The sequence below is a fragment of the Microbacterium sp. A8/3-1 genome (assembly GCF_040267695.1).
In the GTDB taxonomy this organism is placed as follows: Bacteria; Actinomycetota; Actinomycetes; order Actinomycetales; family Microbacteriaceae; genus Microbacterium; species Microbacterium luteolum.
Map to the genome: position 1 here is coordinate 1054020 of NZ_CP158357.1, position 23948 is coordinate 1077967.

At 69.4% G+C, this 23948-nt stretch carries 25 protein-coding genes and 1 riboswitch; of the genes, 10 read left to right on the forward strand and 15 right to left on the reverse strand.

Annotated elements, in window-relative coordinates; all coding sequences use genetic code 11:
* Positions 1 to 21: 21 nt before the first annotated feature.
* From dapA to ABS642_RS05355, 5 genes are read right to left on the reverse strand one after another with little or no spacing between them, the layout of a single operon-like run.
* Positions 22 to 999: a 4-hydroxy-tetrahydrodipicolinate synthase gene (gene dapA / locus ABS642_RS05335; RefSeq protein WP_282217377.1), complete on the reverse strand. Its 978-nt coding sequence runs from the start codon at positions 997 to 999 to the stop codon at positions 22 to 24.
* Between the two features lie 28 nt (positions 1000 to 1027).
* The gene (locus ABS642_RS05340; RefSeq protein ID WP_350352519.1) at positions 1028 to 1447 is read right to left on the reverse strand and encodes an EF-Tu/IF-2/RF-3 family GTPase; all 420 of its coding nucleotides are present in this window, start codon (positions 1445 to 1447) and stop codon (positions 1028 to 1030) included.
* A 13-nt stretch (positions 1448 to 1460) separates the two neighbouring features.
* A complete protein-coding gene (locus ABS642_RS05345) occupies positions 1461 to 2222 on the reverse strand; it encodes an SDR family oxidoreductase (protein ID WP_350352520.1) in 762 nt (253 codons plus the stop codon).
* Entirely contained in the window at positions 2222 to 2698 is a 477-nt protein-coding gene (locus tag ABS642_RS05350) for a dihydrofolate reductase (protein ID WP_350352521.1), read from the reverse strand. The genes ABS642_RS05345 and ABS642_RS05350 overlap by 1 nt, the downstream gene beginning before the upstream one ends.
* Positions 2695 to 3504, reverse strand: coding sequence for a thymidylate synthase (locus ABS642_RS05355; protein ID WP_350352522.1), 810 nt, complete (start codon positions 3502 to 3504; stop codon positions 2695 to 2697). The genes ABS642_RS05350 and ABS642_RS05355 overlap by 4 nt, the downstream gene beginning before the upstream one ends.
* Before the next feature lie 117 nt (positions 3505 to 3621).
* On the opposite strand from ABS642_RS05355, the gene ABS642_RS05360 reads away from it, so the two are divergent.
* The 3 genes from ABS642_RS05360 to ABS642_RS05370 all read left to right on the forward strand — a co-directional run bounded on the left by ABS642_RS05360 (position 3622) and on the right by ABS642_RS05370 (position 5134).
* On the forward strand, positions 3622 to 4035 hold the full coding sequence (locus ABS642_RS05360) for a thioredoxin family protein (protein WP_282217382.1): 414 nt from the start codon (positions 3622 to 3624) through the stop codon (positions 4033 to 4035).
* A gap of 21 nt (positions 4036 to 4056) precedes the next feature.
* A complete protein-coding gene (locus tag ABS642_RS05365) occupies positions 4057 to 4623 on the forward strand; it encodes a DUF4395 domain-containing protein (protein WP_350352523.1) in 567 nt (188 codons plus the stop codon).
* 85 nt (positions 4624 to 4708) lie between these two features.
* Positions 4709 to 5134 carry an OsmC family peroxiredoxin gene (locus ABS642_RS05370; protein WP_282217384.1) on the forward strand — a complete coding sequence of 142 codons (426 nt, stop codon included), beginning with the start codon at positions 4709 to 4711 and terminating at the stop codon, positions 5132 to 5134.
* A 24-nt stretch (positions 5135 to 5158) separates the two neighbouring features.
* Here ABS642_RS05370 and ABS642_RS05375 read toward each other — a convergent pair whose 3' ends face one another.
* The 5 genes from ABS642_RS05375 to ABS642_RS05395 all read right to left on the reverse strand — a co-directional run bounded on the left by ABS642_RS05375 (position 5159) and on the right by ABS642_RS05395 (position 10592).
* The gene (locus ABS642_RS05375; RefSeq protein WP_350353406.1) at positions 5159 to 5593 is read right to left on the reverse strand and encodes a hypothetical protein; all 435 of its coding nucleotides are present in this window, start codon (positions 5591 to 5593) and stop codon (positions 5159 to 5161) included.
* Positions 5593 to 6333, reverse strand: coding sequence for a 4-hydroxy-tetrahydrodipicolinate reductase (gene dapB / locus ABS642_RS05380; RefSeq protein ID WP_282217385.1), 741 nt, complete (start codon positions 6331 to 6333; stop codon positions 5593 to 5595). Before dapB ends, ABS642_RS05375 begins: the two co-directional genes overlap by 1 nt.
* Positions 6334 to 6384: 51 nt before the next feature.
* Entirely contained in the window at positions 6385 to 6987 is a 603-nt protein-coding gene (locus tag ABS642_RS05385) for a histidine phosphatase family protein (RefSeq protein WP_116635185.1), read from the reverse strand.
* A gap of 70 nt (positions 6988 to 7057) precedes the next feature.
* Complete coding sequence (locus ABS642_RS05390; RefSeq protein ID WP_282217386.1) at positions 7058 to 8098, reverse strand: aldo/keto reductase; 1041 nt, start codon at positions 8096 to 8098, stop codon at positions 7058 to 7060.
* Between the two features lie 217 nt (positions 8099 to 8315).
* Positions 8316 to 10592 carry a polyribonucleotide nucleotidyltransferase gene (locus ABS642_RS05395; RefSeq protein ID WP_282217387.1) on the reverse strand — a complete coding sequence of 759 codons (2277 nt, stop codon included), beginning with the start codon at positions 10590 to 10592 and terminating at the stop codon, positions 8316 to 8318.
* Positions 10593 to 10958: 366 nt separating this feature from the next.
* On the opposite strand from ABS642_RS05395, the gene ABS642_RS05400 reads away from it, so the two are divergent.
* Positions 10959 to 12269 carry a UDP-glucose/GDP-mannose dehydrogenase family protein gene (locus ABS642_RS05400; RefSeq protein WP_350352524.1) on the forward strand — a complete coding sequence of 437 codons (1311 nt, stop codon included), beginning with the start codon at positions 10959 to 10961 and terminating at the stop codon, positions 12267 to 12269.
* A gap of 10 nt (positions 12270 to 12279) precedes the next feature.
* Here ABS642_RS05400 and ABS642_RS05405 read toward each other — a convergent pair whose 3' ends face one another.
* Entirely contained in the window at positions 12280 to 14220 is a 1941-nt protein-coding gene (locus tag ABS642_RS05405; protein WP_350352525.1) for a GDSL-type esterase/lipase family protein, read from the reverse strand.
* 139 nt (positions 14221 to 14359) lie between these two features.
* Here ABS642_RS05405 and ABS642_RS05410 point away from each other — a divergent pair, with 139 nt between their 5' ends.
* The gene (locus ABS642_RS05410; RefSeq protein WP_350352526.1) at positions 14360 to 14944 is read left to right on the forward strand and encodes a VTT domain-containing protein; all 585 of its coding nucleotides are present in this window, start codon (positions 14360 to 14362) and stop codon (positions 14942 to 14944) included.
* A gap of 37 nt (positions 14945 to 14981) precedes the next feature.
* Positions 14982 to 15158 carry a DUF5302 domain-containing protein gene (locus ABS642_RS05415; protein ID WP_165808049.1) on the forward strand — a complete coding sequence of 59 codons (177 nt, stop codon included), beginning with the start codon at positions 14982 to 14984 and terminating at the stop codon, positions 15156 to 15158.
* 71 nt (positions 15159 to 15229) lie between these two features.
* Here the strand turns inward: ABS642_RS05415 and ABS642_RS05420 are convergent, their stop codons facing one another.
* On the reverse strand, positions 15230 to 16672 hold the full coding sequence (locus tag ABS642_RS05420; RefSeq protein WP_350352527.1) for a cation:dicarboxylase symporter family transporter: 1443 nt from the start codon (positions 16670 to 16672) through the stop codon (positions 15230 to 15232).
* Between the two features lie 147 nt (positions 16673 to 16819).
* Between ABS642_RS05420 and ABS642_RS05425 the strand changes: the two genes are divergently transcribed.
* Positions 16820 to 18103, forward strand: a complete 1284-nt coding sequence (locus tag ABS642_RS05425) for an ATP-binding protein (RefSeq protein WP_350352528.1) — start codon at positions 16820 to 16822, stop codon at positions 18101 to 18103.
* Entirely contained in the window at positions 18100 to 18795 is a 696-nt protein-coding gene (locus ABS642_RS05430; protein ID WP_350352529.1) for a response regulator, read from the forward strand. Before ABS642_RS05425 ends, ABS642_RS05430 begins: the two co-directional genes overlap by 4 nt.
* Before the next feature lie 4 nt (positions 18796 to 18799).
* On the opposite strand, the gene ABS642_RS05435 is transcribed toward ABS642_RS05430, so the two are convergent.
* A complete protein-coding gene (locus tag ABS642_RS05435) occupies positions 18800 to 20152 on the reverse strand; it encodes an FAD-binding protein (protein WP_350352530.1) in 1353 nt (450 codons plus the stop codon).
* A 58-nt stretch (positions 20153 to 20210) separates the two neighbouring features.
* Positions 20211 to 20354: riboswitch (FMN riboswitch) on the forward strand.
* 13 nt (positions 20355 to 20367) lie between these two features.
* On the opposite strand from ABS642_RS05435, the gene ABS642_RS05440 reads away from it, so the two are divergent.
* Positions 20368 to 20802, forward strand: a complete 435-nt coding sequence (locus ABS642_RS05440) for a 6,7-dimethyl-8-ribityllumazine synthase (RefSeq protein WP_282217395.1) — start codon at positions 20368 to 20370, stop codon at positions 20800 to 20802.
* Between the two features lie 25 nt (positions 20803 to 20827).
* Here ABS642_RS05440 and ABS642_RS05445 read toward each other — a convergent pair whose 3' ends face one another.
* Both ABS642_RS05445 and ABS642_RS05450 read right to left on the reverse strand, forming a co-directional pair.
* Complete coding sequence (locus ABS642_RS05445) at positions 20828 to 21472, reverse strand: FMN reductase (RefSeq protein WP_350352531.1); 645 nt, start codon at positions 21470 to 21472, stop codon at positions 20828 to 20830.
* Between the two features lies 1 nt (position 21473).
* Complete coding sequence (locus tag ABS642_RS05450) at positions 21474 to 22700, reverse strand: LLM class flavin-dependent oxidoreductase (protein WP_282217397.1); 1227 nt, start codon at positions 22698 to 22700, stop codon at positions 21474 to 21476.
* 111 nt (positions 22701 to 22811) lie between these two features.
* Between ABS642_RS05450 and ABS642_RS05455 the strand changes: the two genes are divergently transcribed.
* Positions 22812 to 23942 (forward strand): acyltransferase family protein, encoded by a 1131-nt coding sequence (locus ABS642_RS05455; RefSeq protein WP_350352532.1) that lies wholly within the window; start codon positions 22812 to 22814, stop codon positions 23940 to 23942.
* The last annotated feature ends 6 nt before the right edge of the window (positions 23943 to 23948 follow it).

Consider the following 23948-nt stretch of genomic DNA (forward strand, 5'->3'; position numbering starts at 1 on the left):
GTTCGTTCGTGGCGACGCGGCTCAGCGCGTCGTGCCGTGCACCTTCGGCAGGGCACCACCCGCAGCCGCATTGCGGTCGGGTCGGAAGTTCGAGAAATCGGCGCCGGGGACATCCTTGACGAGGTCGAGCTCGTCCTCGATGAGAGCGGCCTCCCACTCCTCCGGACCGACCAGGGGAAGGCGCACGCGCGGGCTCGAGATGCGACCGAGGCCGTGCAGGATGTACTTGGCCGCGACGGTGCCGGGCACATGCGTCATCACCGCGCGCACGAGCGGCTCGAGACGCTTGTGCTCTGCGGTCGCCGTGGCCAGGTCGCCGTTGTTCACCGCGTCGATGATGGTGCGGTACGGAGCTGCCGCGACGTTCGCTGTGACGCCGATGAGGCCCGTCGCGCCGATCGCGAGGTGCGGGAGGACGTTCGCGTCATCGCCGGAGAAGTACATCAGATCGGTCTGGTTGAGCACGCGGCTCACCTCGGAGAAGTCGCCCTTGGCGTCCTTCACCGCGAGGATGTTGGGGTGCTTCGCCAGGCGGAGGATCGTCTCGTACTTGATCGGCACGCCGGTGCGGCCGGGGATGTCGTAGAGGATCACCGGCAGATCGGTCGCATCGGCCACCAGCCGGAAGTGCGTGAGGATGCCCGCCTGCGTCGGCTTGTTGTAGTACGGCGTGACGATCATGATGCCGTCGGCGCCGGCCTTCTCGCTGGCCTTGTACAGCTCGATGGCGTGCGCGGTCTCGTTCGAGCCGCCGCCCGTGATGATCTTGGCGCGGCCCGCCGATACGGACCTCCCGACCTCGACGAGCTTGAGCTTCTCCGGGTCCGTCAGGGTCGAGGTCTCGCCTGTCGTTCCCGTCACGACGATGCCGTCCGCGCCTGCGGTGATCACGTCATCGATGTGCTTCTCGACGGCGGGCCAGTCGACTTCGCCGTCGGCCGTCATCGGAGTGACGAGCGCGACGAGAACCTGTCCGAAGGGGTTGCCCGAGTGCGTCATGCCACCAGCGTATCGGTTCGGATGCCCCTCACCCAGACGAGGCGACCCGGATGACGTCCCCACGGGCCACGTCGGTCCTGCCGCGCAGCAGCACCCCGATCATGGTGCCGGCGGATGCCGCGTCCGCATGCTTGCGGAACATCTCGATGCCGGTGATCTCCGTGTCGGCGACCGGGGCCCCGTCCCGGAGAACGACCACGGCGTCGCCGACCCGGATCGTCCCGGTCGTCACGGTGCCGGTCGCGACCTGGCCGCGGCCCGTGATGGTGAAGACGTCCTCGACTGCGAGCTGGGCCGCACCGCCGGCTGCGCTGACGAATGCGGTTTCCTCCCGCGTCGTCGTCACGCCGTTCGCCAAGGCGGCGAGGCGCACCGCCTCCGCCTCGTTGTACTGCCGCAGGATCTCGTTCGCGTCCTGCGGATCGCGTCTCCTGCGGAACCATCCCATGCGCCGGGCCCGATCAGACGCGACCACGGCGCGCGACGCCGGACGTGAGCGCGCTCGGAAGGATGCCCGTCAGTGCCACGATCGCCTTGTAGCGCAGCGACGGGATCGACACGGAGCGCCCGAGAGCCGCATCCCGGAGACCCGCCCGCACCACATCGCGGGCGTTCAACCACATGAGGTCGGGAACGCCCTCCTGGCCCACCGCGAGACCCATGCGCTCATGGAACGTGGTGTGCGTGAATCCGGGGCACAGCGCGGTCACCGAGACACCGTCACGGGAGTACTCGGCGTTCGCCCAGCGACTGAATCCGATCAGCCAGGACTTGCAGGCGGAGTATGTGGAGCGGGAGATGAATCCGGCGACGGACGCGACGTTGATGATGCGTCCGCCGCGACCGCGCATGGTCTGCAGCGCCGCGTGCATGAGCCGCATCGACGCCTCCACGTGGACGCGCAGGTGCCGGACCTCGTCATCGATGTCGTTGTCCGCGAACTGCAAGGGAAGTCCGAAGCCGGCGTTGTTGACGAGCAGATCGATCGGGTCTCCGGCATCCCGCAGCCGATCGGCGACCTTCGTGACGCCCTCGTCGTCGGCGAGATCGGCGACGAGCACCTCCACCGCCACACCGAACTCGCTCCGCAGATCGGCGGCCAGCGAGTTCAACGTATCCTCCGAACGGGCGACGAGGATCAGGTCTGCACGGCGCCGAGCGAGCTGCCGGGCGAACTCAGCGCCGAGGCCGGCGCTGGCTCCCGTGATCAGTGCGGTGGGCATCAGCGCTCGTACCCGAGGAAGCGGTAGCGGGGGCCGGTCCGAGAGGTGCGCCACTCCCCCTCGTCGACGAGTCGCCACCCGGCCTTGGACGGCGCGTACGCGTCACCTGCGACGTCGAGCTCGATCTCGGTGACCTCGAGCCGATCGGCATCGCCGATCACGAGGCGGAAGATCTCGGCGCCGCCGATGATCCAGACCCTGTCCTTGCCGCGGACGGCCTCGGCGACGTTCGCCGCACGATGCGCACCCTCGGCAGCCCAGTCCTGCTGGCGGGTGATGACGATGTTCTCGCGTCCTTCGAGGGGACGGAACCGCTCCGGCAGGGAATCCCAGGTCTTGCGGCCCATCACGACCGGGGCGCCGAGCGTGACCTCCTTGAAGTGTGCGAGGTCCTCCGGCACGTGCCACGGCATCCCGCCCTCGGCGCCGATCACTCCGCCGTGCGCCTCCGCCCAGATCAGGCCGACCCAGGTCATACCGCCACCGCCGCGCGGATCGGGGCGTGGTGCTGGTAGTCCTCCACGACGAAGTCCTCGTAGCGGTAGTCGAGGATCGACTCCGGGGTGCGGGCGAAGCGCAGCGTCGGATAGGCGAAAGGCTCGCGCGTCAGCTGTTCGCGGACCTGCTCGAGGTGGTTGTCGTAGATGTGGCAGTCGCCGCCCGTCCAGACGAAATCACCGGGCTCGAGACCGACCTGCTGGGCGATCATCATGGTGAGCAGGGCGTACGACGCGATGTTGAACGGCACGCCGAGGAACATGTCGGCACTGCGCTGGTACAGCTGGCACGACAGCCGGCCGTCGGCGACGTAGAACTGGAACAGGGCATGGCATGGAGCGAGCGCCATGTCGGGGATGTCGGCCGGATTCCAGGCCGACACGATGAGGCGGCGCGAGTCCGGGGACTGACGGATCTGCTCGATCACCTGAGAGAGCTGGTCGATGCTCTCGCCGTCCGGCGTCGGCCACGAGCGCCACTGCACCCCGTACACCGGACCCAGATCGCCGGTCTCGTCGGCCCACTCGTCCCAGATGGTGACGCCGTTCTCCTGCAGCCACCGCACGTTGGAATCGCCGCGCAGGAACCAGAGGAGCTCGTACGCGATCGACTTGAAATGCACCCGCTTGGTGGTGATCAGCGGGAAGCCCTTCGACAGGTCGAAACGGATCTGCCGTCCGAAGACGCTGGTGGTGCCCGTGCCCGTGCGATCCGACTTGTGCGTGCCGGTCTCCAGCACGTCGCGGAGCAGGTCTTCGTAGGGTGTCGGGACGGCTGCGCTCATGACAGCCACGATACCTGTCGGCTGTGGGCTCCGGGCGGATGGCGTCCCACCGCGTGCCGATCGTCACGGTCGGAAACATCGGCCCTCGACCCCCTCCGGGCGACGTACTCTCGACGCATGTCGCCAGCGCTCGCGGGAGGGATCGCGGCAGCACTCCTGGTGCTCGCCACGATCATCGGAGTGACCCTGCGCCGCCGAGACGGGCGCAGGCTCGATGCCGGCGCGCTCCGCTTCGACCGGGCGGATGCCGCTGCGGCCGAGTTCGGCTCCCGCGCGACGCTCGTGCAGTTCAGCACGGAGATGTGCGCGCGCTGCCCTCAAGTACGGCGGATGCTGCACGCCTACGCCGCAGACCACGACGGTCTGAGCCACATCGAGGTCGATCTGACCCATCGACCGGACCTGTCGGCCCGGTACAAGGTGCTGCAGACCCCCACGACCTTCGTGATCGACGGCTCCGGCGCCGTCCGGGCGCGTTTCCACGGCGTCCCGCATCGTCACGCCCTCACCGAAGCCGTCGCCTCCGTCTGAGGCGCGAAGACTGGAGCACCCATGACCACTCCCGCAGGCATCGATCCGCGCGGCCCGCGCTTCGCCGCCACGATCACGGCCGTCCTCCTGCTGGTGGCGACGTTCCTGGCGCTGATCGGCATCTCGACGGCGCAGGCGACCGGCTGGTTCGCCTACCAGCCGTTGGCGGACGCGACCTTCGTCCCCGGCACGTGGGCGATCACCTCGGCGTCGCTCACCCAGCGCGCCCTCGACCCGGGCTTCCTCGTCACCGTCGTCATCGCCCTCCTGTTCCTGTGGAGCGTCGTGTCGCCGGGAACCGCTCCCTGGGGCGTGCTGTTCCGCCGCCTCGTGCGGCCTCGCCTCGCGCCGCCGGCCGAACTCGAAGATCCCCGACCGCCGCGGTTCTCGCAGGGCGTCGGACTCTTCGTCGTCGGCATCGGCCTGGTCCTGCATCTGATCGGCGTTCCGTGGGCGCTCCCGATCGCCACGGCCGCCGCCTTCATCGCCGCGTTCCTGAACGCCGCCTTCGCCTTCTGCCTCGGATGCCAGCTCTACCTGCTGCTGCAGCGCGCCGGCATCATCGGCCGGGCGGCTTCCACGGCCTGATCGCTGTTCCGTCGGCCCGGCCCGGTCGATAGGCTGGCCGCGACGCACCCCGCACACCGAGCGGGACGCGAGAACCGGAGGAATCATGCCCGTCACCAGCGAAGCCGCCAGCACGTGGACCGGATCGCTCATGGAGGGGTCGGGCACCGTCGCGTTCTCTTCGTCGAACCTCGGCACCTTCCCGATCAACTGGAAGGCGCGCAGCGAGGGCAGCGACACGACGACGACGCCCGAGGAGCTCATCGCCGCGGCGCACTCCTCCTGCTTCAGCATGGCGCTCTCTCACGCCCTCGCCGAGAACGGCACCCCGCCGGAGAAGGTGAACACCAGCGCGTCGGTGACGTTCAAGCCCGGGGTCGGGATCACCGGCAGCCACCTCAACGTGAACGCGGTCGTCCCCGGCCTGTCGCCGGAGAAGTTCCAGGAGATCGCGGCAGAGGCCAAGACCGGCTGCCCGGTGTCTCAGGCGCTGGCCGGCATCGAGATCACCCTCGAGGCCACGCTGGCCTGAGGCTGATACCGCTCGTCGCCGGGGTCAGCGTCGCGCGAGGCGGATCGCCTCGCGGATGCTGGCCCTGGCGTCTTTCCGTCGACCGGCCGCGTCCTGGACGACGCCCAGCCGATACCGGGCACGCCAATCGCCCGATGCGGCATCGGATTCGGCCGCATACCGCGCGATCAGCGGATCGGCGTCTGCGCGGGCGATCCGTCCGCTCGGGGTCAGCTCGGTCTCGACGGGAGGCATCCCTCCCTCAGCGTCGAGCGTGCGTCCGAGGCGGTCGGCGGCGAAACCGAACTGCATCTCCCGGACGAGCGCCCACGCGCCGATCGGGGCGAGCACGACGAGCGTGATCCCCATGCCGATCGAGATGGGGGTGCCGACCGAGATGAACATCACGGCGAGCCAGATGGCGACGGCGAGGTACACGAGCAGCGCCGCGGCCATCAGGCCGACGCCGATCCGCGACATCACGAGCGGATGCCGATGTCGATCATGTGCTCCAGCCCCACGATCACGCCCTTCGCGTCGCGCGCGAACGGCACGGCGAGGCGGATGCCCGGCGCATAGGCGAGGGCGGGATCGACCGTGTCGTGCGTGAAGGTGAGCGACTCGCCGGGGCCGGAGAGGATGACCTCCTGCTTGGCGACGACGCCGGGGCGACGCAGCGAGTGGATCGGCACGCTGCCGACCTGCTGACCGCGGGCGCGCTGATCCGCGTGCGGCGCGCTCACCGGTCCCTGCTCGGCCCGCGCCGCCGCGATGAGCTCGGCCGTGCGCACCGCTGTGCCGCTCGGCGAGTCGATCTTGGTCTCCTGGTGCGCCTCGATGATCTCGGCCGAGCCGAAGAACGGTGCTGCCGCCGCCGCGAGGGCCGAGCCGAGGACCGACCCGAGCGAGAAGTTCGGGATGAAGACCACGCCGGTACCCGCGGCCTCGACCAGCGGTCGTACGAGCGCGATCCGCTCCGCCGACCACCCCGAGGTCGCCACCAGGACGTTGATGCCGCGCTCGACGGCGGAACGGACGACGTCGATGCTGATCTGCGGCGTCGACGCGTCGACGACGAGGTCGGCACCGTGCAGCTCGGAGAGATCGCTCGACGAGGTCAGCACGCGGCTCACCTCGAAGCCCTCGAGATCATCGATCACCGCGTGGATGATCTTCCCGAGCTTCCCGGTTCCGCCGACGAGTGCTACCTGCGAAGTCATGCGTCCAGTCTATGGAGCGGGCGACCGCTTGCGACCGGGGCGCGCGGGGCGTCAGACGGGCATCGGGTCAGGGATGCCGGTGCGCAGCTCGAACGGCAGATGCCCGGTGTCGTTGTGATTGAGCAGCGTCCACGGCCGACCCTGCTTCTGCGCGATGATCGTCAATCCGCAGTGGGCCTGGTTGAGGGTCATCCAGCGCCACTCGGGCGCTCCGAGCACCTCGCGGACGAACCAGGAGATGACGAAGTTGTGCGTGATGAGGACCTCATGCACCTCGCCGTTCTTGCGCATGAGGAATTCGTTGACCGCGTCGGCCATCTGTGCGCGACCCGCGTCGATCTCGGCGTCGGAGATCGACCCGAAGAAGGGCTCGAACGCCGCAGGAGTCTCTTCCGTCATCCCGGTGGGGACGCAGTCGAACAGCAGAGCGGTCGGTTCGGGATCGACGGACGGGAGCCGACCGGCGATCGCACGGGCCGTCTCGTTCGCGCGCAGGAGCGGCGAGTGCCAGACCGCGTCGAGCGGGAGACCGGAGAGCCGATCGGCGATCAGCTCGGCCTGCCGCTGCCCGCGCGGCGAGAGGGGACCGTCGGCGAGGCCGTGCTCGGCATCCTGATGTTCACCATGTCTGACCAGATATATGTAATGCGTCACAAACTCGCTCGCTTCATCGCCAGCATCCGCCGGACCTCCCTTCCACCCTATGTCACGGGTGGGACGATGCTCAGTTGCCGGCTCGTGTGAGCTCGGCGACCTGGGTGCGCGAGAGCGTGACCCCCGCGCCCTGCATGAGCTCGTCGACGTGCTCGGTCGCGAAGGTGTTCACGATCGGGGCTGCGACGGTGCGCTGCGCCAGGAGCCAGGCGATCGAGACCGCCGCCACCGGAACCGCGAGTTCGGCGGCGACCTGATCCAGCGCGCGGAGGATCTTGATGCCCCGGCGGTTGAGATGACCACGCAGCTGCTCGCCGCGAACGCCCTGCGATGCGAGCGCCTTGTTGCGGTGGCGGCCCGAGAGGAAACCGTGTTCGAGTGCGTGCGAGGGCGTGACCGCGAGGTTCTGCGCCCCTGCGACGAGGCGCAGGTCGCCCTCGAACGGCTGCCGACGGAGCAGGTTGTACGGCGCGTCGATCACCTCGATGCGCGGGTAGCCCGCCGACGCCAGGATCCGCGCCTCGACGAGCTTCTCGGGTGCGAAGCCGAACGCGCCCACCACGCCGATCTTGCCGGCGTCCTTCAGCCATTCGACCGTGGCGAGCGTGTCTTCGACGTTCGTCGTCCTGTCGAGGGTGGCGTCGAGGTAGAGCACATCGATGCGCTCGACTCCGAGACGCGTCAGCGAGCCCTCGACGGCACGGACGAGGTTCACCGAGCCGAGCCCGGGGTTGTCGGCGTGAGCGCCGATGCGAACGCTCAGGATCGCCCGGTCGCGCTGCCCGCGTGAGCGCAGCCACTGCCCGAGGATGTGCTCGCTGCGACCTCCGGAGAAGCCGTCGGCCGTGTGGATCGCGTTGCCGCCGAACTCGATGTAGCGGTCCAGGATGCCGTGGCTCGTCTCCAGGTCGACGTTCCAGCCGAACTCCGCCGCGCCCAGCATCAGGGGGAAGGTCTCGAATCCGGTCTCGCCGAGTGGCGTGCGGACGGTCTCGCCGACGCCGGGTCCGACGATGGGGATCGGCGCGGAGGGATGCTCGATGGAGGCGGGCTCAGCGGCCCCGTGGGCTCGCTCGTCCGACGCTCCCGCGCCTACGCTGAACAACCGCATACTCTCACCCCCGCGTCGATCGGTTGCGTTCCGACCTACGTCACTGCTTGTGGTGCACCCCCCGGTGCGTACTTCGAGGGTAAGCGACTTCGGCGAACGTCCCGACCAATCCAGGGAACGGCGCGAAAACTTCCGATAACGGTTTGATCACGCCGTGAACGACAGAACCCGGGCCCGTCCTGTGCGGACGGACCCGGGTTCGGTTCGAGCGTGGAGCTTACTCGGCGGCTGCGTCCTCGGCGGGAGCGGCCTCGGCGGCGGGCGCATCGTCGAGCACGGGCTCGAGCGACAGCTTGCCGCGGTCGTCGATCTTCGTGATCTTCACGAGGATCTTCTGACCGACCGAGAGGACGTCGTCGACGTTCTCGACGCGCTTGCCACCGGCGAGCTTGCGCACCTCGGTGACGTGGAGCAGACCGTCCTTGCCCGGCAGCAGCGAGACGAAGGCGCCGAACGTGGCGATCTTCACGACGGTTCCGAGGAACTGCTCGCCGATCTCGGGGTTGGTCGGGTTGGCGATCGCGTTGACCTGCGCACGCGCGGCCTCGGCCGAGGGGCCGTCGGTCGCGCCGATGTAGACGGTGCCGTCCTCCTCGATGGAGATCTGCGCGCCGGTCTCATCCTGGATCGCGTTGATCGTCTTGCCCTTCGGCCCGATCAGCTCGCCGATCTTGTCGACCGGGATCTGCACGCTGATGACGCGCGGCGCGGTCGGCGCCATCTCGTCAGGAGCGTCGATCGCGGCGTTCAGGACGTTGAGGATCGTCAGACGAGCCTCGCGGGCCTGGGTCAGCGCGCCGGCCAGAACCTGCGTCGGGATGCCGTCGAGCTTCGTGTCGAGCTGGATGGCCGTGACGAACTCGCTGGTACCCGCGACCTTGAAGTCCATGTCGCCGAGTGCATCTTCCGCACCGAGGATGTCGGTCAGCGCCGCGTAGCGGGTCTCACCGTTGACCTCGTCGGAGACGAGTCCCATCGCGATACCGGCGACGGGAGCGCGCAGCGGCACACCCGCGTTCAGCAGCGACAGGGTCGACGCGCAGACGGAGCCCATCGAGGTCGAGCCGTTGGAGCTGAGCGCCTCGGACACCTGACGGATCGCGTACGGGAACTCCTCGCGGCTCGGCAGCACCGGCACGAGGGCGCGCTCGGCGAGGAAGCCGTGCCCGATCTCGCGACGCTTCGGCGAACCGACGCGACCGGTCTCACCGGTCGAGTACGGCGGGAAGTTGTAGTGGTGCATGTAGCGCTTGCTCGTGACGGGAGACAGCGAGTCGATCTGCTGCTCCATCTTGAGCATGTTCAGCGTGGTGACACCCAGGATCTGGGTCTCGCCGCGCTGGAAGATCGCGGAGCCGTGGACGCGCGGGATGACCTGCACCTCGGCGTCGAGCGGACGGATGTCCGCCAGACCACGGCCGTCGATGCGGGCGCCCTCGGTGAGGATACGACCGCGGACGATCTTCTTCGTGACCGACTTGTAGGCGGCGGAGAACTCGAGCGGGGCCGCGGCCGGGAGCGAACCCGACTCGGTGGCCTCGATGAGCTCGGCCTTGACGCGGTCCTTGATCGCGTCGTCGGCCGTCTGACGCTCGGTCTTGTCGGCGATCTGGTACACGCCGACGAGCTCGTCGTAGGAGCGGCCGGCCACGAAGTCGTAGACCTCCTGGCTGTACGCCGGGAAGACCGGGTAGACGCCCGGCTCCTTCGACGCGGTCGCGGCGAGCTCGGCCTGAGCCTTGACGAGCTGAGCGATGAACGGCTTCGAGGCCTCGAGGCCCTGGGCCACGATCTCCTCGTTCGGCTTGGTGGCGCCGGCCTTGATCAGGTTCCAGCTGCCCTCGGTCGCCTCGGCCTCGACCATCATGATGGCGACGTCTTCCGTGCCATCGGCCTTGGTGACGACGCGACCGGCGACGATCAGGTCGAAGACGGCCTCCGACACCTGCTCGGCGGTCGGGAAGGCGACCCACTGGTCGCCGTGGTCGCCGTGACCGGGGACGAATGCGAGACGCACACCCGCGACCGGACCCGAGAACGGCAGACCGGAGATCTGCGTCGACGCGGATGCGGCGTTGATGGCGAGAGCGTCGTAGAACTCGCCGGGAGCGATCGACATCACCGTGATGACGACCTGGACCTCGTTGCGGAGGCCGTCGACGAACGACGGACGCAGCGGGCGGTCGATCAGACGGCAGACGAGGATCGCCTCGGTGGAGGGGCGGCCCTCACGACGGAAGAACGAGCCGGGGATCTTGCCGGCGGCGTAGGAGCGCTCCTCGACGTCGACCGTCAGCGGGAAGAAGTCGAACCCTTCGCGCGGGTGCTTGCCTGCGCTGGTGGCCGAGAGGAGCATGGTCTCGCCGTCGAGGTAGGCGGCGACTGCGCCCTGAGCCTGCTGCGCGAGGCGGCCGGTCTCGAAGCGGATGGTGCGGGTGCCGAAGCGGCCGTTGTCGAGAACGGCCTCGGTGGCGGTGATTTCAGGACCTTCCAAGAGGTCTCTCCTTCTTTGTTTAGACTCGCGAATCCATGTGACGCGCGAGCGCATTCAAGAGGAGCGGATACAGCAGGGTTCGGGCGCGCGGGCACTCCCGCGAACATCGCCTGCGCTGGCCACCAGTAGAAAGCCACCCGACATCTCCGTGCCGAGGAACCCACCACAGGGGACCAGCTTCTCCGCCGCTCGCTCCATGAGTCGATATGAAATTGTGCGATCGACACAGGTCGACCTCCTCCACCCTATCAGCGAGGCCCGCGGAATCCCGCGCCACGACCCGCTCAGCGGATCGGTCACGTCCCGGCCATGAGGCGTTCACCGCCCGGATGCCGTGACGTGAGCGGCATCCGCTGTGCTGGGGCGATGCGCATGTCAGTGATCGGCTGCGGCTACCTCGGTGCCGTGCATGCCGCCGCCATGGCCTCGATCGGACACGACGTCGTCGGCATCGACGTGGACGAGGGGAAGGTCGCCGCATTGGCCGCGGGGACCGCGCCGTTCTTCGAGCCTCGACTCACCGAGCTGCTCACGGACGGCCTGGCTTCGGGTCGGCTGCGGTTCAGCAGCCGGATGGCGGATGCCGCGGGTGCGGACGTGCACTTCCTCGCGGTCGGCACGCCGCAGACGGCCGGAGGACATGCGGCGGATCTGCGGTACGTCGACGCCGCCGTGGAGGACCTCCTCCCCCACCTCCGCCCCGGCGACGTCGTGGCGGGCAAGTCGACCGTCCCGGTGGGCACCGCCGCGCGACTGGCCGAGCGCCTGATGGGCACGGGAGCGGCACTGGTCTGGAATCCGGAGTTCCTCCGCGAGGGATGGGCCGTCCACGACACGCTCACGCCGGACCGGCTCGTGGTCGGCGCCGCACCGGACGCGGACGGCGACCGGGCGGTCGACGTGCTCCGTGAGGCCTACGCCGCCGCGATCGAGACGGGCACGCCGTTCCTGGTGACGGATCTGGCCACGGCCGAACTCGTCAAGGGAGCGGCCAACGCCTTCCTCGCCACCAAGATCTCGTTCATCAACGCGATGGCGGAGATCGCCGAGGCGGCCGGAGCCGACGTCACGCTCCTCGCCGATGCGCTCGGACACGACGGCCGCATCGGGCGGCGCTACCTCGGCTCAGGAATCGGCTTCGGCGGCGGCTGCCTCCCCAAGGACATCCGCGCCTTCGCCGCCAGGGCGGAGGAGCTCGGGCGCGGTGAGGCCGTGGGATTCCTCCGCGAGGTCGACGCCATCAACCTGCGGCGACGCGACCGGGCGGTGCAGCTCGTCGTCGATGCACTGGGCGGCCTGGTCTTCGGGCGCCGGATCGCGGTGCTGGGTGCCGCCTTCAAGCCCTTCAGCGACGACATCCGCGACTCACCGGCCCTCGACGTCGCCGTCCGCCTGCGGGGACTCGGCGCCGATGTCGTGGTGACCGACCCTGCGGCGATCGACAACGCCCGGGCCGCGCATCCGCAGCTCGGCTATGCACAGGAGCGCGACGACGCGCTGCGCGAGGCCGACGCCGTCGTGATCGTCACCGAGTGGGATGAGTACCGACGCGACCTCTCCCCCGCGCACGCCGGCGGCCTCGTGCGCGGACGGATCATCATCGACGGGCGCAACTGCCTCGATGCCGCCGCATGGCGCGCTGCCGGCTGGCAGTATCACGGCATGGGGCGGCGCTGAGGCAGTCCCTTCAGCTGACCGACACCCCGCGGGCCGCGGAGGACCGGCCGAGGTAGACGTAGTCGTCGTGCTTCGCCGAGCGGCCGTCGCCCGCGGCTCGACCGTGCAGACGGCGCCACACCCACGGCAGGGCATGCCGCCGCCACCACACGCCGGCGCCGATCGTCTCGTTCTCGTGCAGGGCGGCATCGAGCACACCGAGGGCATCGGCGTCCGGAACGCCGAGGACCTCGGCCGCGCGGTACGCGAGGAAGCGGTGTCCTCGACTGCTCAGGTGCACGAGGTCCTCGCCCCAGTTCGGGCGATCCGGCAGCGAGGGATGCAGATCCGTGTCGATCAGGATCGCACCGGTGCGCGCGGCGATCCCCGCCAGTGCGGTCGCGAACGCGGAGAACCTCCGCGTGTAGATGGAGGCGGCCCGCCGACCGGGCAGGAACGGCGTGACCAGCACCACGTCAGCCCCGATCCCGCGGAGCCGGACCACCGCGTCCTCGAGGCGCAGAGCCAGCGCGGCGACGTTCACGCGGTGCTTCACCAGGTCGTTCGCGCCGACGAGGATCGACACCAGGTCCGGTCGCAGTTCGAGCGCCCGCTCCAGCTGCGTCCCGCAGACGTCGCCGACGCGCTTGGAGCGGATCGCGAGGTTCGCGTAGTGCAGGCCGCCGCGAGCGGCGAGCAGCAGCGCGAGGCGGTCGGCCCATCCCCGCAGGGCGCCGTCCGGTGCAGGATCGCAGAGACCCTCGGTGAGCGAATCCCCGAGGGCGACGTAACGGTGCCACCGCCGCGGCGAGACGGGTGCCGAGGCCTCCGGACGTACCACGCGGCGAGCGCGGGCGCCGGCATCCACCCGATGCAGCATCCGCGCGTCCTCGAAGTGCCCGAGGAGCTGGTCGCACACGCTCGACCAGCTGCGGCCCTGCACGGCTTCGCGTCCTGCCTCGCCGAAGGCTCGCCTCTTGCGCGCATCTCCGGCGAGGTCCGCGACGCGCATCCGCAGGTCGTCGAGATCGCCCGGCCGGTACAGCCAGCCGTCGATGCCCATCCGCACGAGGTCGAGCGGACCTCCACGGCCGGTCGCGATGACGGGGACGCCGCTCGCGTGGGCCTCCTGCAGGGTCTGACCGAAGGTCTCGCTCTCCCCCGGGTGCACGAACAGGTCGAACGACGCCATCGCCGCGGCGAGCGCCTCTCCGCCGAGGTGTCCGAGGAAGAGGGCATCCGGCAGCAGGCTCTCCAGCCGCGCACGGCTCGGTCCGTCGCCCACGATCACGAGTCGCGTGCCGGGCACACCGTTCAGCGCGGCGAGGTCCTCGACCTGTTTCTCCGGTGCGAGCCTGCCCACGTAGCCGATCACGACGTCGGCTCCCCAGGCAGCGCGCAGCGCACCGTCGCGGCGGGAGGGCTGGAAGCGCTCGGCATCCACTCCGCGACCCCAGCGGCGCACACGGTCGATGCCGAGCGAGGCCAGCTGCTGCGCCGACTCAGCCGAGGGCGCGAGCGTCAGCGTCGCCCGCCGGTGGAGCCGGGCGATGTGCGTCTGAGCGATCCCCGTGGTCGCCGCGATGCCATAGCGCTCGGTGTAGGCCGCGACGTCGGTCTGATAGGCCGCGACGGATGCCACGTCGAGGCGTTCCGCCGCGAGCACGCCGCGCCACCCGAGGGCGAAGGGCGAGGCGAGATGGACGACGTCCGGCTGGAAGCGGCGCAGGGCGGCCGCGACGCGGTGGGCCGTCGAGGTGCCGACCCGGACGTTCCGGTAGCCCGGCAGCGCGAGGCTCGGGATCGCCTCGATGCGCGCACCGTCCACGGTCTCGGGGATGCCGACGGCCGCGGGGGCGATCACGTGCGCATCGTGCCCCCGGCTCTCGAGGTGCCGCAGGATCTGCAGCACCGATCCGGTCACGCCGTTCATGTGCGGAAGGAAGGACTCCGTGACGATCGCTACTCTCACACCCTCAGGATGACGGCGACCGCGTGCGGGAATCTCCGGAATCGGCCTTCGCCACCAGATGTTCACCGGATGCTGGAGCGCAGGTCACCGGCTATCCGGTCTTTGGTTCCCGTTCACCCTCTGCGTGCACAGTGAGCCCGTGCCGACCGACGTGCTCACCGAATCGCTCACCGGACCGTGGAGCCTGGTGCTGATGAGCCTCCTCGTCCTCGGGGATGCCTTCTTCGTGGTCGTCCCCGGCGAGGTCGCGGTGACCGCGCTCGGGGCGCTCGCGGTCACGAACGGTGCGCCGGCCCTCTGGGCGGTGATCGTGTGCGCCGCTGTCGCCGCCGCGCTCGGAGACGCGTGCTGCTATCTGATCGGACGTCTGGTCGGCATCGAACGCTGGCGCTGGATGCGCGCGCCCCGCGTGCGGCAGGCGCTCGAGTGGGCCGGACGACGCCTCGAGAGCGGCACGGCCACAGTGCTCTTCACAGCGCGCTTCGTGCCGTTCGCCCGGCTCGCGATCAACCTGGTGGCCGGGGCATCGCGGATCCATCCCCCGCGCTATCTCGCGCTCGTCGGGATAGCCGCGACCGCCTGGGCGGTCTACCAGGCGGCGGTGGGCGCCGCCGTCGCCGCGATCGTCCCCGGAGGACCTCTCGTCGCCGTGCCGGTGTCTATCGTCGTCGCGATCGGCGTCGGAGCCCTGATCGACCTCGCGCTGCGCCGCAGCCGCCGCTGACCTCCCCCTCACGGCGACCGTGCTCTAGGCTCAGAGCATGAGCACCGAAGAAGGCGCCACCTCCTCCGAGGAGATGAAGCGCAAGTTCAAGGAAGCGCTCGAGAAGAAGAACGCGCAGCACCGGCAGGGCGAGTCGCACCTCGACGGCGACTCCGCCGTGCACGGCGCGGCCGCCCCGCAGACGCGGCGCGAGTTCCGACGCAAGAGCGGTTGACCACATGGATGCGGGGGCCGGAATCATCCGGCCCCCGCATCCCTCTCTCTCCGCTCAGCTTCTCTCTCGGATCAGCGCTGCGCAGCGCGGTCCCTGGCACGCTGCTCCTTCGCCGCCATCTCCGATACCGCCGACTCGCTGAGCTCCTGCACACCGACGGCGTGCGGAGCGTCCGACATCCCGTGCCCGTCGACGCCGTCCATCATCGACTCGTCGAACGGGAGCTCCCCGTTGAGCACGCGGCGCGTGCGGTCACGGTCGATCTGCTTGGTCCAGGTGCCGATGAGGAGCGTCGCGACAGCGTTGCCCGTGAAGTTCGTCAGTGCGCGACCCTCCGACATGAAGCGGTCGATGCCGACGATGACTCCGACGCCGTCGACCAGGTCCGGCCGGTACGCCTGCAGTCCGCCCGCCAGCGTGGCGAGCCCTGCACCCGTGACGCCGGCGGCGCCCTTGCTCGCGATGATCATGAAGACGAGCAGGCCGATCTGCTCGCCGATGGACATCGGCTGGCCTATGCCCGTCGCGATGAACAGCGAGGCCATCGTCAGGTAGATCGCCGTGCCGTCGAGGTTGAACGAGTAGCCGGTCGGCACCGTGATGCCCACCACGGGCTTGGAGACGCCGACGTGCTCCATCTTCGCGATCAGCCGCGGCAGCGCGGACTCCGAGGACGAGGTGCCGACGATCAGCAGGTACTCGCGCCCCAGGTACTTCATGAGCGAGAAGATGTTGACCCGCGTGACGGTCCAGAGCAGCGTGCCCAGCACCACGACGATGAACAGGATGCAGGTGACGTAGAACGCGCCCATCAGGATGCCGAGGCTCCAGATCGCCGAGATGCCGGTCTTGCCCACGACGGCCGCGATCGCACCGAAGGCACCGATCGGCGCCAGCCAGAGGATCATGCCGAGGATGCGGAACACCAGCTTCTGCAGCTGCTTGACCGCCTCCATGATCGGAGCACCGCGCTCGCCGAGACCCTGCAGGGCGAAACCGACGAGGAGGGCGATGAACAGCACCTGCAGCACGCTCTCGCCGGTGAAGGCGCCGAAGAACGTCGCGGGGATGATCCCGAGGATGAACTCCTGGGTGGTCTTCGCCTCGGTCGCACCCTCGGGATCGTACGTGGAGGCAGCCATGTCGAGCCCGGATCCCGGGTGGATGATGTTGCCGACGACCAGGCCGATCGCGAGGGCGAAGGTCGACATGATCATGAAGTACAGCAGGGCGAGCCCGCCGATCTTCCCGACCGTCGCCGCCTTCGCGATGGATCCGACTCCGACGACGATGGTGCAGAAGATGATCGGCGCGATCATCATCTTGATCAGCGCCACGAATCCCTTGCCGAGAGCCTCGAACCCCTGTCCGACCTCGGGCCAGATGAGTCCGACGAGGGCGCCGAGCACGACCGCGATGATCACCGACACGTACAGCCAGGTGTGCCGGTCCCAGGACTGCTTGCCACGCCGCGAGTTGAACCCCGGCAGACGGAACCCCGTTGTGATGGCCATGTTTCCTCCTTGATCATGAACGTCTTCGTGTCATGTGTGCGGCGGCATCCTCGTCGCCGATGAGATTCACCGTCGCGGACTTCACACCGCGACGCGATTTGTGGTCGTATTGGTCACTACCGAGAGCGCCGACGACCGGAGGATGCGATGGCACACGCCTCTGACGGCCGCAGCACCGCGTCGCGCGTGTTCGTCGTGCTCCTCGGGGTCGCGGTCGTCATCGGCGCCCTCGTCGCGGTCTACCTCGTCGTGGAGGCGCAGCGCGCCATCCGCGCCGAGGCCGAGAGGGTCACGGCGGCAGCCGCCATCTCGCTCGCCGCGTCGCCGGATGTCGTCTCCTCGCTGAGCGAAGGAGACGAGGGCGCAGCGACACGTCTGCTCGAGCCCTACGCGATGACGGTCGTGGAGGACGCCGGACTCGACTTCATCACGGTCATGACCGTGGAGGGCGTACGGGTCACCCACCCCGACGTCGCGCAGATCGGCGGGCGCTATCTCGGCACGATCCCCACGACCCCCCAGATGCTCACCGAGGAGTTCACCGGCACCCTCGGGCCCTCGGTCCGCACGATCGTGCCGGTCGTGGACGCCGACGACACCCTGATCGGCTGGGTGGCGGCGGGCGTGACGACCGAGTCGATCACCGACACGCTGATCCGCCGTCTCCCCCTCACGCTCGGGATCACCGTGGGACTCGTCGCGCTCGGGGCAGGCGGAGCCCTGATCGCGCGCCGGGTCACCCGGCGCATCGCCGGCGACCTTCCACCCGGCCAGGTGCGTGATGCCGTGTCGTCGTACGAATCCATCCGGACCCTGGGCGAGGCACTGCGCGCCCAGACCCACGAGCACGGGAACCGGATGCACACCGCCGTCGCCCTGCTCGAGCTCGGGCGGAGCGACGAGGCGATCGAGATCCTCACCGAGACCTCGCGGCAGAGCCAATCCCTCGTCGACCAGGTCACAGCACGGCGCCAGGGCGACCCCGCGGTCGGTGCCCTCCTGCTGGGGAAGGCGTCTCAGGCGAAGGAGCGCGGCATCGACTGGCGTGTGCGCATCGATCCGGAGACCCCGCGCTCGCCGCTGTCGACGGTCGACAGCGTGTCGGTGCTCGGCAACCTCGTCGACAACGCGATGGATGCCGCGGCGGAGTCCGACGACCGCTGGGTGGCCGTCTCGCTCACGCCCGGCGCGGACGGCGGGATCGTGCTCGAGGTCTCGGACAGCGGACCTGGCGTCCCGATCGACCGCCGCGAGCAGATCTTCCAGCAGGGCTTCTCGACGAAGCCCGCTGATGCGCAGGGCCGAGGCATCGGCCTGGCGCTCGTGCGGTCGGTCGTCACGGGTGTCGGCGGCTCGGTGACGCTGGAGGGCGATCCCACGACCTTCCGCGTCATCCTGCCCGCAGCGGGAGCGCGGAGGCGCCGTTCATGATCCGGACGCTCATCGTCGACGACGACGCTCTGACCCTCGAACTCCATCGCGACTACCTCGCACGCCTCGACGGGTTCGAGGCCTCCGGAGAGTGCAGCGGAGCACGCGCCGCGGTGAGCGCGGTGCTGGATCGCCGGGGCGCGGACGCCTTCGACCTGGTCCTGCTCGACATCACGATGCCGGACGGCTCCGGTATCGATGTCCTGCGGGCTCTCCGTGCCAGGGCGGCCTCGGTCGACGTCATCGCGATCACCGGGGTGCGCGATGCGGAGACCGTGCGGCAGATGGCGGCTCTGGGCGTCTTCCAGTACCTCGTGAAGCCATTCCCGTTCGCGGTGTTCAAGGAGCGGATGGAGCAGTACCGCTCGTACCGGGATCAGGCCCGCACCACCGACGGCGAGGCGACGCAGGCCGAGATCGATGCGCTGCTCGGCCGCGCGACCGGCACGATCCTGCTGCCCAAGGGCCTGTCGGCAGCGTCCTTGGATCGCGTGACCTCTGCGCTGCGCGCGATGGGTCCGCTGTCGGCGAGCGAGGCGGCCGAGCGTCTGGGCATGTCCCGCGTCGCCGTGCGGCGCTACCTCGAGCATCTTGCCGCCGAGGGCGTGCTCCTCCGGACGGCGCGATACGGCGCGCGCGGACGCCCCGAGACCGAGTACCACTGGAACCGGGGCACCGGCGACGACGCCTGACGACTCAGCGCGGAAGGCGTCCCGCGTGCAGTACCCCTTCGGGGTCGACGGCGGCGCGGACAGCGCGCAGCCGATCGAGGTCGGCCGAGGTACCGCCGCGGTCGAGCGTCTGTCCCGGCCCCAGGAAGGTCGGCACCGTACGCGAGGCCTCTGCGTGCGCCAGTACATCGACGAACCCCGCGAGACTCGCGTCTCCCGGTTCGCGGGGCGCGCCGGGGAACAGCGGCGCGAGCGCGTGCAGCAGCCAACCCGCCGAAGCCAGGCTCGCGAAGCCGCTGCGCCGTGGCGCGTCGAGCGCGCCGCCCAGCATCCGGATGTCGATCCCGATGATCGGAGCCTGCTCCGGCAGCTCGCGGAACTCCACGAGCGCATCGATCGTGGCGTCGTCCAACGTCGTGAGCGCCATGGACGCGCCACGGCCAGGGGTCGGCTCTGTCGGTTCGTTCGATGCCGCCACGAGGGCCGCCGGCGAAGTGGCTCCCGTCGTCTCGTGCTGCACCGCGCCGGCACGGCGGACCCGATCGATGAGCTCGTCCGCTGAGCCGTCGACAGACAACGCCTGTACCTCGAGGAAGCTGCGCCCGCGGATCGCCTCCGGCAGCTGTGGCGCGTCGGGCATGCGCATCGAGTTCATGAACACGTTGAGCGACGCCGGTGCGTCGGCCGCGAGGTCGCGCACGGCGCGGATCACCGCGGCGGCATCCGCCACGTCGAAAGTGAGGCTCGCACCCCACAGTGCCGGCGTGCGCACGAGATCGATCTCGAGGGCCGTGACGATGCCGACGACGCCGCCCGCGCCGCGCAGTGCCCACAGGAGATCCGGATCGCTGTCGTCGTCGAGGCGCTGGTGGGTGCCGTCGGCGCGCAGCACCCAGGCGGCGCGCAGGTTGTCGGAGCCGAGCCCCGCCGTGCGGCTGAACCACGAGTGCCCGCCACCCAGTGTGTAACCGGCCACGCTGACGACCGGACTCGTGCCGGCCGGAGCCGCCCAGCCGGTGCCCTCGAGGGCGTCGACGACCGCGCCCCAGCGGACACCTGTGCCCACTCGGAGGATCCCGGCATCCACGTCGACATCGAGCTCATCGAATGCCGACATCCGCAAGATGACAGCACCGTCGAGATCACTCGACGCTCCGTGCCCGCTCGGCTGGACGGCGAGGCGGAAGCCCGACGAGCGAGCGGCGCCGAGCAGTGCGTGCAGATCGGCGACATCCGCCGGAGCGGCGACAGCGAGGGGTCGCTGATCGATCGCGAGGTTCCATGGCTGCCGCGCCTCATCGAACCCGGCATCACCGGGACGGAAAAGGGAGCCGCTCAGTCGGTCGCGAAGGGCATCGAACGAGGAGATCGAGGTCATGACGCCACGGTAGGACATCCCTCGGACATTCGACCATACCCGGTGATAGCCTCGTGCCGAATGTCCTCAGGGCGGGGTGCGATTCCCCACCGGCGGTATCACGGCAGGGCCGTGGAGCCCGCGAGCGGACCCCACGGTGGGGTCTGCAGACCCGGTGCGATTCCGGGGCCGACGGTCACAGTCCGGATGGAAGAGGACGAGAGGGAGCAGTCATCATGCCCAGAATCGCCATCGTCGCCGCGCAGTGGCACGCCGAGATCGTCGACCAGGCCGTCGAATCCTTCGAGGGAAGGCTCGCGTCACTCGGCTTCGACGACGTCAGCATCCTCCGGGTACCCGGGGCCTTCGAGATCCCGCTGCACGCGCAGCGGCTCGCCCGCAGCGGTCGAGTCGACGCCATCGCCACCTGCGCGCTCGTCGTCGACGGCGGCATCTACCGCCATGACTTCGTGGCTTCCACGGTCGTGGATGCGCTGATGCGCGTGCAGCTGGAGACGGACGTGCCCGTGTTCTCGGCGGTCCTCACGCCGCACAACTTCCACGAGCACGACGAGCACCGCGAGTACTTCCGCCGTCACTTCTCCGTCAAGGGCGCCGAGCTCGCCGACGCGGTCGTGAAGACGCTCGCCGGACTCGACGCCCTCGCCTGATCGGCAGCGGAGGCGAACAGTCGCCTCACTCCCCCGCGAGACCGCCCAGCAGGTGGCCGAACGACCGGCCCTCACCGAGGTACGTCGCCGGGTCGAACGGGTCGGCGGCCGAGGTGGCGTCGCGTCGGGCCACCGCATCCGCGAGCTCCCGCGCGCCCTTCTCGACGCGCTTCGCGAGCGGAGCGACGTCGTCGCCGGACCCTCCCCAGTCGCTGGAGGCCGCGAACACGCCGGTCGAGACGGCGTCGGCATGCAGGTAGGCGAACAGCGGACGGATCGCGTAGTCGATCGCCAGCGAGTGCCGGGCGGTCCCGGCGTTCGCGCCGATGAGGACCGGCTTCCCGGTGAGCGCGTCGGGATCGAGCACGTCGATGAACGACTTGAACAATCCCGAGTAGCTGGTCGAGAAGATGGGCGTCACCACGATGAGCGCGTCGGCCGACACCACCGTGTTGATCGCCGTCTCCAGCGCCGGCGGCGCGAATCCGGTGAGCAGGTTGTTGGTGATGTCATGCGCGTAGTCGCGCAGCTCGATCACGTCGACGCTCGTCTCGATGTCGTGCTCGCGGAGCGCCTTCACCGTCTCGGCGGCCAGCCGATCGGCGAGCATCCGCGTGGACGAGGGATTCGAGAGACCGGCCGACACGACGGCGATGCGACGCACGGTCATCTCAGGCCTCCTTCCGGCTGAGCCCGAACGCGGCACCGGCCGGAGCCGGGGTGTCCTGGTAGGGCGAGTCGCCGGTCAGGTTGTCGCCGCGGTTGGCACCGGGGCGCGCCTGGCGGGTGGGCCCGTCGCCGAACTCCGCCTTCACGCGCGCGGCGTGGGTGGGAGCATCCGGCACGGTCTCCGGGCGACCCTGCGCGAGTTCCTTCCGCAGCACGGGCACGACCTCGGAGCCGAGGATGTCGAGCTGCTCGAGAACGATCTTGAGCGGAAGCCCGGCGTGGTCGATCAGGAAGAGCTGACGCTGGTAGTCGCCGTAGTGCTCGCGCATGGCGGCGTAGCGATCGATGATCTGCTGCGGCGACCCCACGGTGAGAGGCGTCATCTCGGTGAAGTCCTCCATGCTCGGACCGTGGCCGTAGACGGGCGCGTTGTCGAAGTACGGACGGAACTGGTTCGCCGCGTCCTGCGAGTTCGCGGCCATGAACACCTGACCGCCGAGACCGACGATGGCCTGCTCCGGGGTGCCGTGCCCGTAGTGCGCGTAGCGCTGACGGTACAGCTCGATGAGGCGCTGGTAGTGCTCCTTCGGCCAGAAGATGTTGTTCGCGAAGAAGCCGTCGCCGTAGTAGGCCGCCTGCTCGGCGATCTCCGGGGTGCGGATGGATCCGTGCCAGACGAAGGGCGCGATGCCGTCGAGGGGCCGCGGCGTGGACGTGAAGCCCTGCAGCGGGGTGCGGAACTTGCCCTCCCAGTCGACGACGTCCTCACGCCACAGCTTGTGCAGCAGGGCGTAGTTCTCGATCGCGAGAGGGAGTCCCTGACGGATGTCCTGGCCGAACCACGGGTACACCGGTCCGGTGTTCCCGCGACCGAGCATGAGGTCCATGCGGCCGTCGGACACGTGCTGCAGCATCGCGTACTCCTCGGCGATGCGCACCGGGTCGTTCGTCGTGATGAGCGTGGTCGAGGTCGAGACGATCAGACGCTCGGTCTGCGCGGCGAGGGCGGCGAGGAAGGTCGTGGGGCTCGAGGACCAGAACGGCGGGTTGTGGTGCTCGCCGATCGCGAAGACGTCGAGTCCGACCTCTTCGGCGTGCGTGGCGATCGTCAGCGTCGCCTTGATCCGCTCCTGCTCGCTGGGGGTGATGCCCGTGGTGGGATCGCGGGTGATGTCGCTGACCGACATGATGCCGAACTGCATCGCCTGCGCGCCTGACTGCTCGCTCATGATTGCTCCATTTTCCTCGAAGCGGATGACGGTGCATCCGTTTCTATTCATTTGAATGTATATGAGTCAACGCGATGCGGCCAACTTTATTCCCGACGGTAGCCTCGAAGGATGAGCAACGCAGCCGCGGCCCCTTCCGGTCCCCCGACCGGGTCGACGGCACGCCCTCGGCGCCGCGTCCCGTTCTGGGACAACGCCCGCTACGCGTGCATCGTGCTGGTGGTGCTGGGCCACGCGATCCAGCGGCTCATCTACGACTCCGACATCGCCTTCGCGTTCTACCTGGCCCTCTACGCCTTCCACATGCCGGCGTTCGCGATCATCTCGGGATACTTCTCGAAGTCCGGGTCGCCGACCAGGACGCAGATGGCCAGAGTCATCACCGACATCCTGGTGCCGTACCTCATCTTCGAGGTGCTGTGGACGCTCACCAAGTGGCTCGTGGAGGGCCAGGCGAACCCGAACATCACCAAGCCGTCCTGGACGCTGTGGTTCCTGCTGGCGCTGGGGATCTTCCGGCTGGTCCTCCCCTACCTCGCTCTGCTCCGCTGGCCGCTGGCCTGGACGATCGTGATCTCGATCGGCGTCGGGTACCTGCCGAACGTCGACAGCACCTTCTCGCTCTCGCGCACGCTGGGCCTCCTCCCGTTCTTCGCGTTCGGGTGGTGGCTCCGGGAGCGCGACATCGTCGCCCGATTCCGCCTCCTCGACTTCCGCCCCTGGTGGGTGCGCGTCGTCGCCGTCGCCGTTCTCGCGGCCACGGGCTGGGCGGCCTGGAACTGGCTCCCCGTGTGGCAGGCGATCGACCTGCGTCACTGGCTCTTCTACGAGGACTCCTACGCCGACCTCGGCGGTGAGCAGTGGTGGGCCGGCGGTCTCCGGTTCGCGCTGATGCTCCTCGCCGTCGTGCTCTGCGCGGCGTTCTTCGCGCTCATCCCCCGCGGGACCTACTGGTGGACGCACTTCGGCCAGTACACGATGTACGTGTTCCTCCTGCATTCGTTCGTGCTGTACCCCTTCCGCGAATCGGGCGCCCTGCGCGACCTCGAACCGACGTGGATCTGGCTGCCTCTCGTCACGATCCTGTCCGTCGTCGTCGCACTGGCCCTGGCGACGAAACCCGTCCGCTGGCTCTTCCGTCCGCTCGTCGAACCGCGCCCGAAATGGCTTTTCGCCGACCCCGCTCTCGCCTCCCGCGAGGGGCGGAGGAACGACCCGACCGGATCGCGGCGGCCGCGATAGCCTGAA

Excerpts from the sequence above, each read along its gene's own strand:
- dapA (WP_282217377.1), bottom strand. The coding sequence starts at position 999 with ATGACGCACTCGGGCAACCCCTTCGGACAGGTTCTCGTCGCGCTCGTC.
- ABS642_RS05340 (WP_350352519.1), bottom strand. The coding sequence starts at position 1,447 with ATGGGATGGTTCCGCAGGAGACGCGATCCGCAGGACGCGAACGAGATC.
- ABS642_RS05345 (WP_350352520.1), bottom strand. The coding sequence starts at position 2,222 with ATGCCCACCGCACTGATCACGGGAGCCAGCGCCGGCCTCGGCGCTGAG.
- ABS642_RS05350 (WP_350352521.1), bottom strand. The coding sequence starts at position 2,698 with ATGACCTGGGTCGGCCTGATCTGGGCGGAGGCGCACGGCGGAGTGATC.
- ABS642_RS05355 (WP_350352522.1), bottom strand. The coding sequence starts at position 3,504 with ATGAGCGCAGCCGTCCCGACACCCTACGAAGACCTGCTCCGCGACGTG.
- ABS642_RS05360 (WP_282217382.1), top strand. The coding sequence starts at position 3,622 with ATGTCGCCAGCGCTCGCGGGAGGGATCGCGGCAGCACTCCTGGTGCTC.
- ABS642_RS05365 (WP_350352523.1), top strand. The coding sequence starts at position 4,057 with ATGACCACTCCCGCAGGCATCGATCCGCGCGGCCCGCGCTTCGCCGCC.
- ABS642_RS05370 (WP_282217384.1), top strand. The coding sequence starts at position 4,709 with ATGCCCGTCACCAGCGAAGCCGCCAGCACGTGGACCGGATCGCTCATG.
- ABS642_RS05375 (WP_350353406.1), bottom strand. The coding sequence starts at position 5,593 with ATGTCGCGGATCGGCGTCGGCCTGATGGCCGCGGCGCTGCTCGTGTAC.
- dapB (WP_282217385.1), bottom strand. The coding sequence starts at position 6,333 with ATGACTTCGCAGGTAGCACTCGTCGGCGGAACCGGGAAGCTCGGGAAG.
- ABS642_RS05390 (WP_282217386.1), bottom strand. The coding sequence starts at position 8,098 with ATGCGGTTGTTCAGCGTAGGCGCGGGAGCGTCGGACGAGCGAGCCCAC.
- ABS642_RS05400 (WP_350352524.1), top strand. The coding sequence starts at position 10,959 with ATGCGCATGTCAGTGATCGGCTGCGGCTACCTCGGTGCCGTGCATGCC.
- ABS642_RS05415 (WP_165808049.1), top strand. The coding sequence starts at position 14,982 with ATGAGCACCGAAGAAGGCGCCACCTCCTCCGAGGAGATGAAGCGCAAG.
- ABS642_RS05420 (WP_350352527.1), bottom strand. The coding sequence starts at position 16,672 with ATGGCCATCACAACGGGGTTCCGTCTGCCGGGGTTCAACTCGCGGCGT.
- ABS642_RS05425 (WP_350352528.1), top strand. The coding sequence starts at position 16,820 with ATGGCACACGCCTCTGACGGCCGCAGCACCGCGTCGCGCGTGTTCGTC.
- ABS642_RS05430 (WP_350352529.1), top strand. The coding sequence starts at position 18,100 with ATGATCCGGACGCTCATCGTCGACGACGACGCTCTGACCCTCGAACTC.
- ABS642_RS05435 (WP_350352530.1), bottom strand. The coding sequence starts at position 20,152 with ATGACCTCGATCTCCTCGTTCGATGCCCTTCGCGACCGACTGAGCGGC.
- ABS642_RS05440 (WP_282217395.1), top strand. The coding sequence starts at position 20,368 with ATGCCCAGAATCGCCATCGTCGCCGCGCAGTGGCACGCCGAGATCGTC.
- ABS642_RS05445 (WP_350352531.1), bottom strand. The coding sequence starts at position 21,472 with ATGACCGTGCGTCGCATCGCCGTCGTGTCGGCCGGTCTCTCGAATCCC.
- ABS642_RS05450 (WP_282217397.1), bottom strand. The coding sequence starts at position 22,700 with ATGAGCGAGCAGTCAGGCGCGCAGGCGATGCAGTTCGGCATCATGTCG.
- ABS642_RS05455 (WP_350352532.1), top strand. The coding sequence starts at position 22,812 with ATGAGCAACGCAGCCGCGGCCCCTTCCGGTCCCCCGACCGGGTCGACG.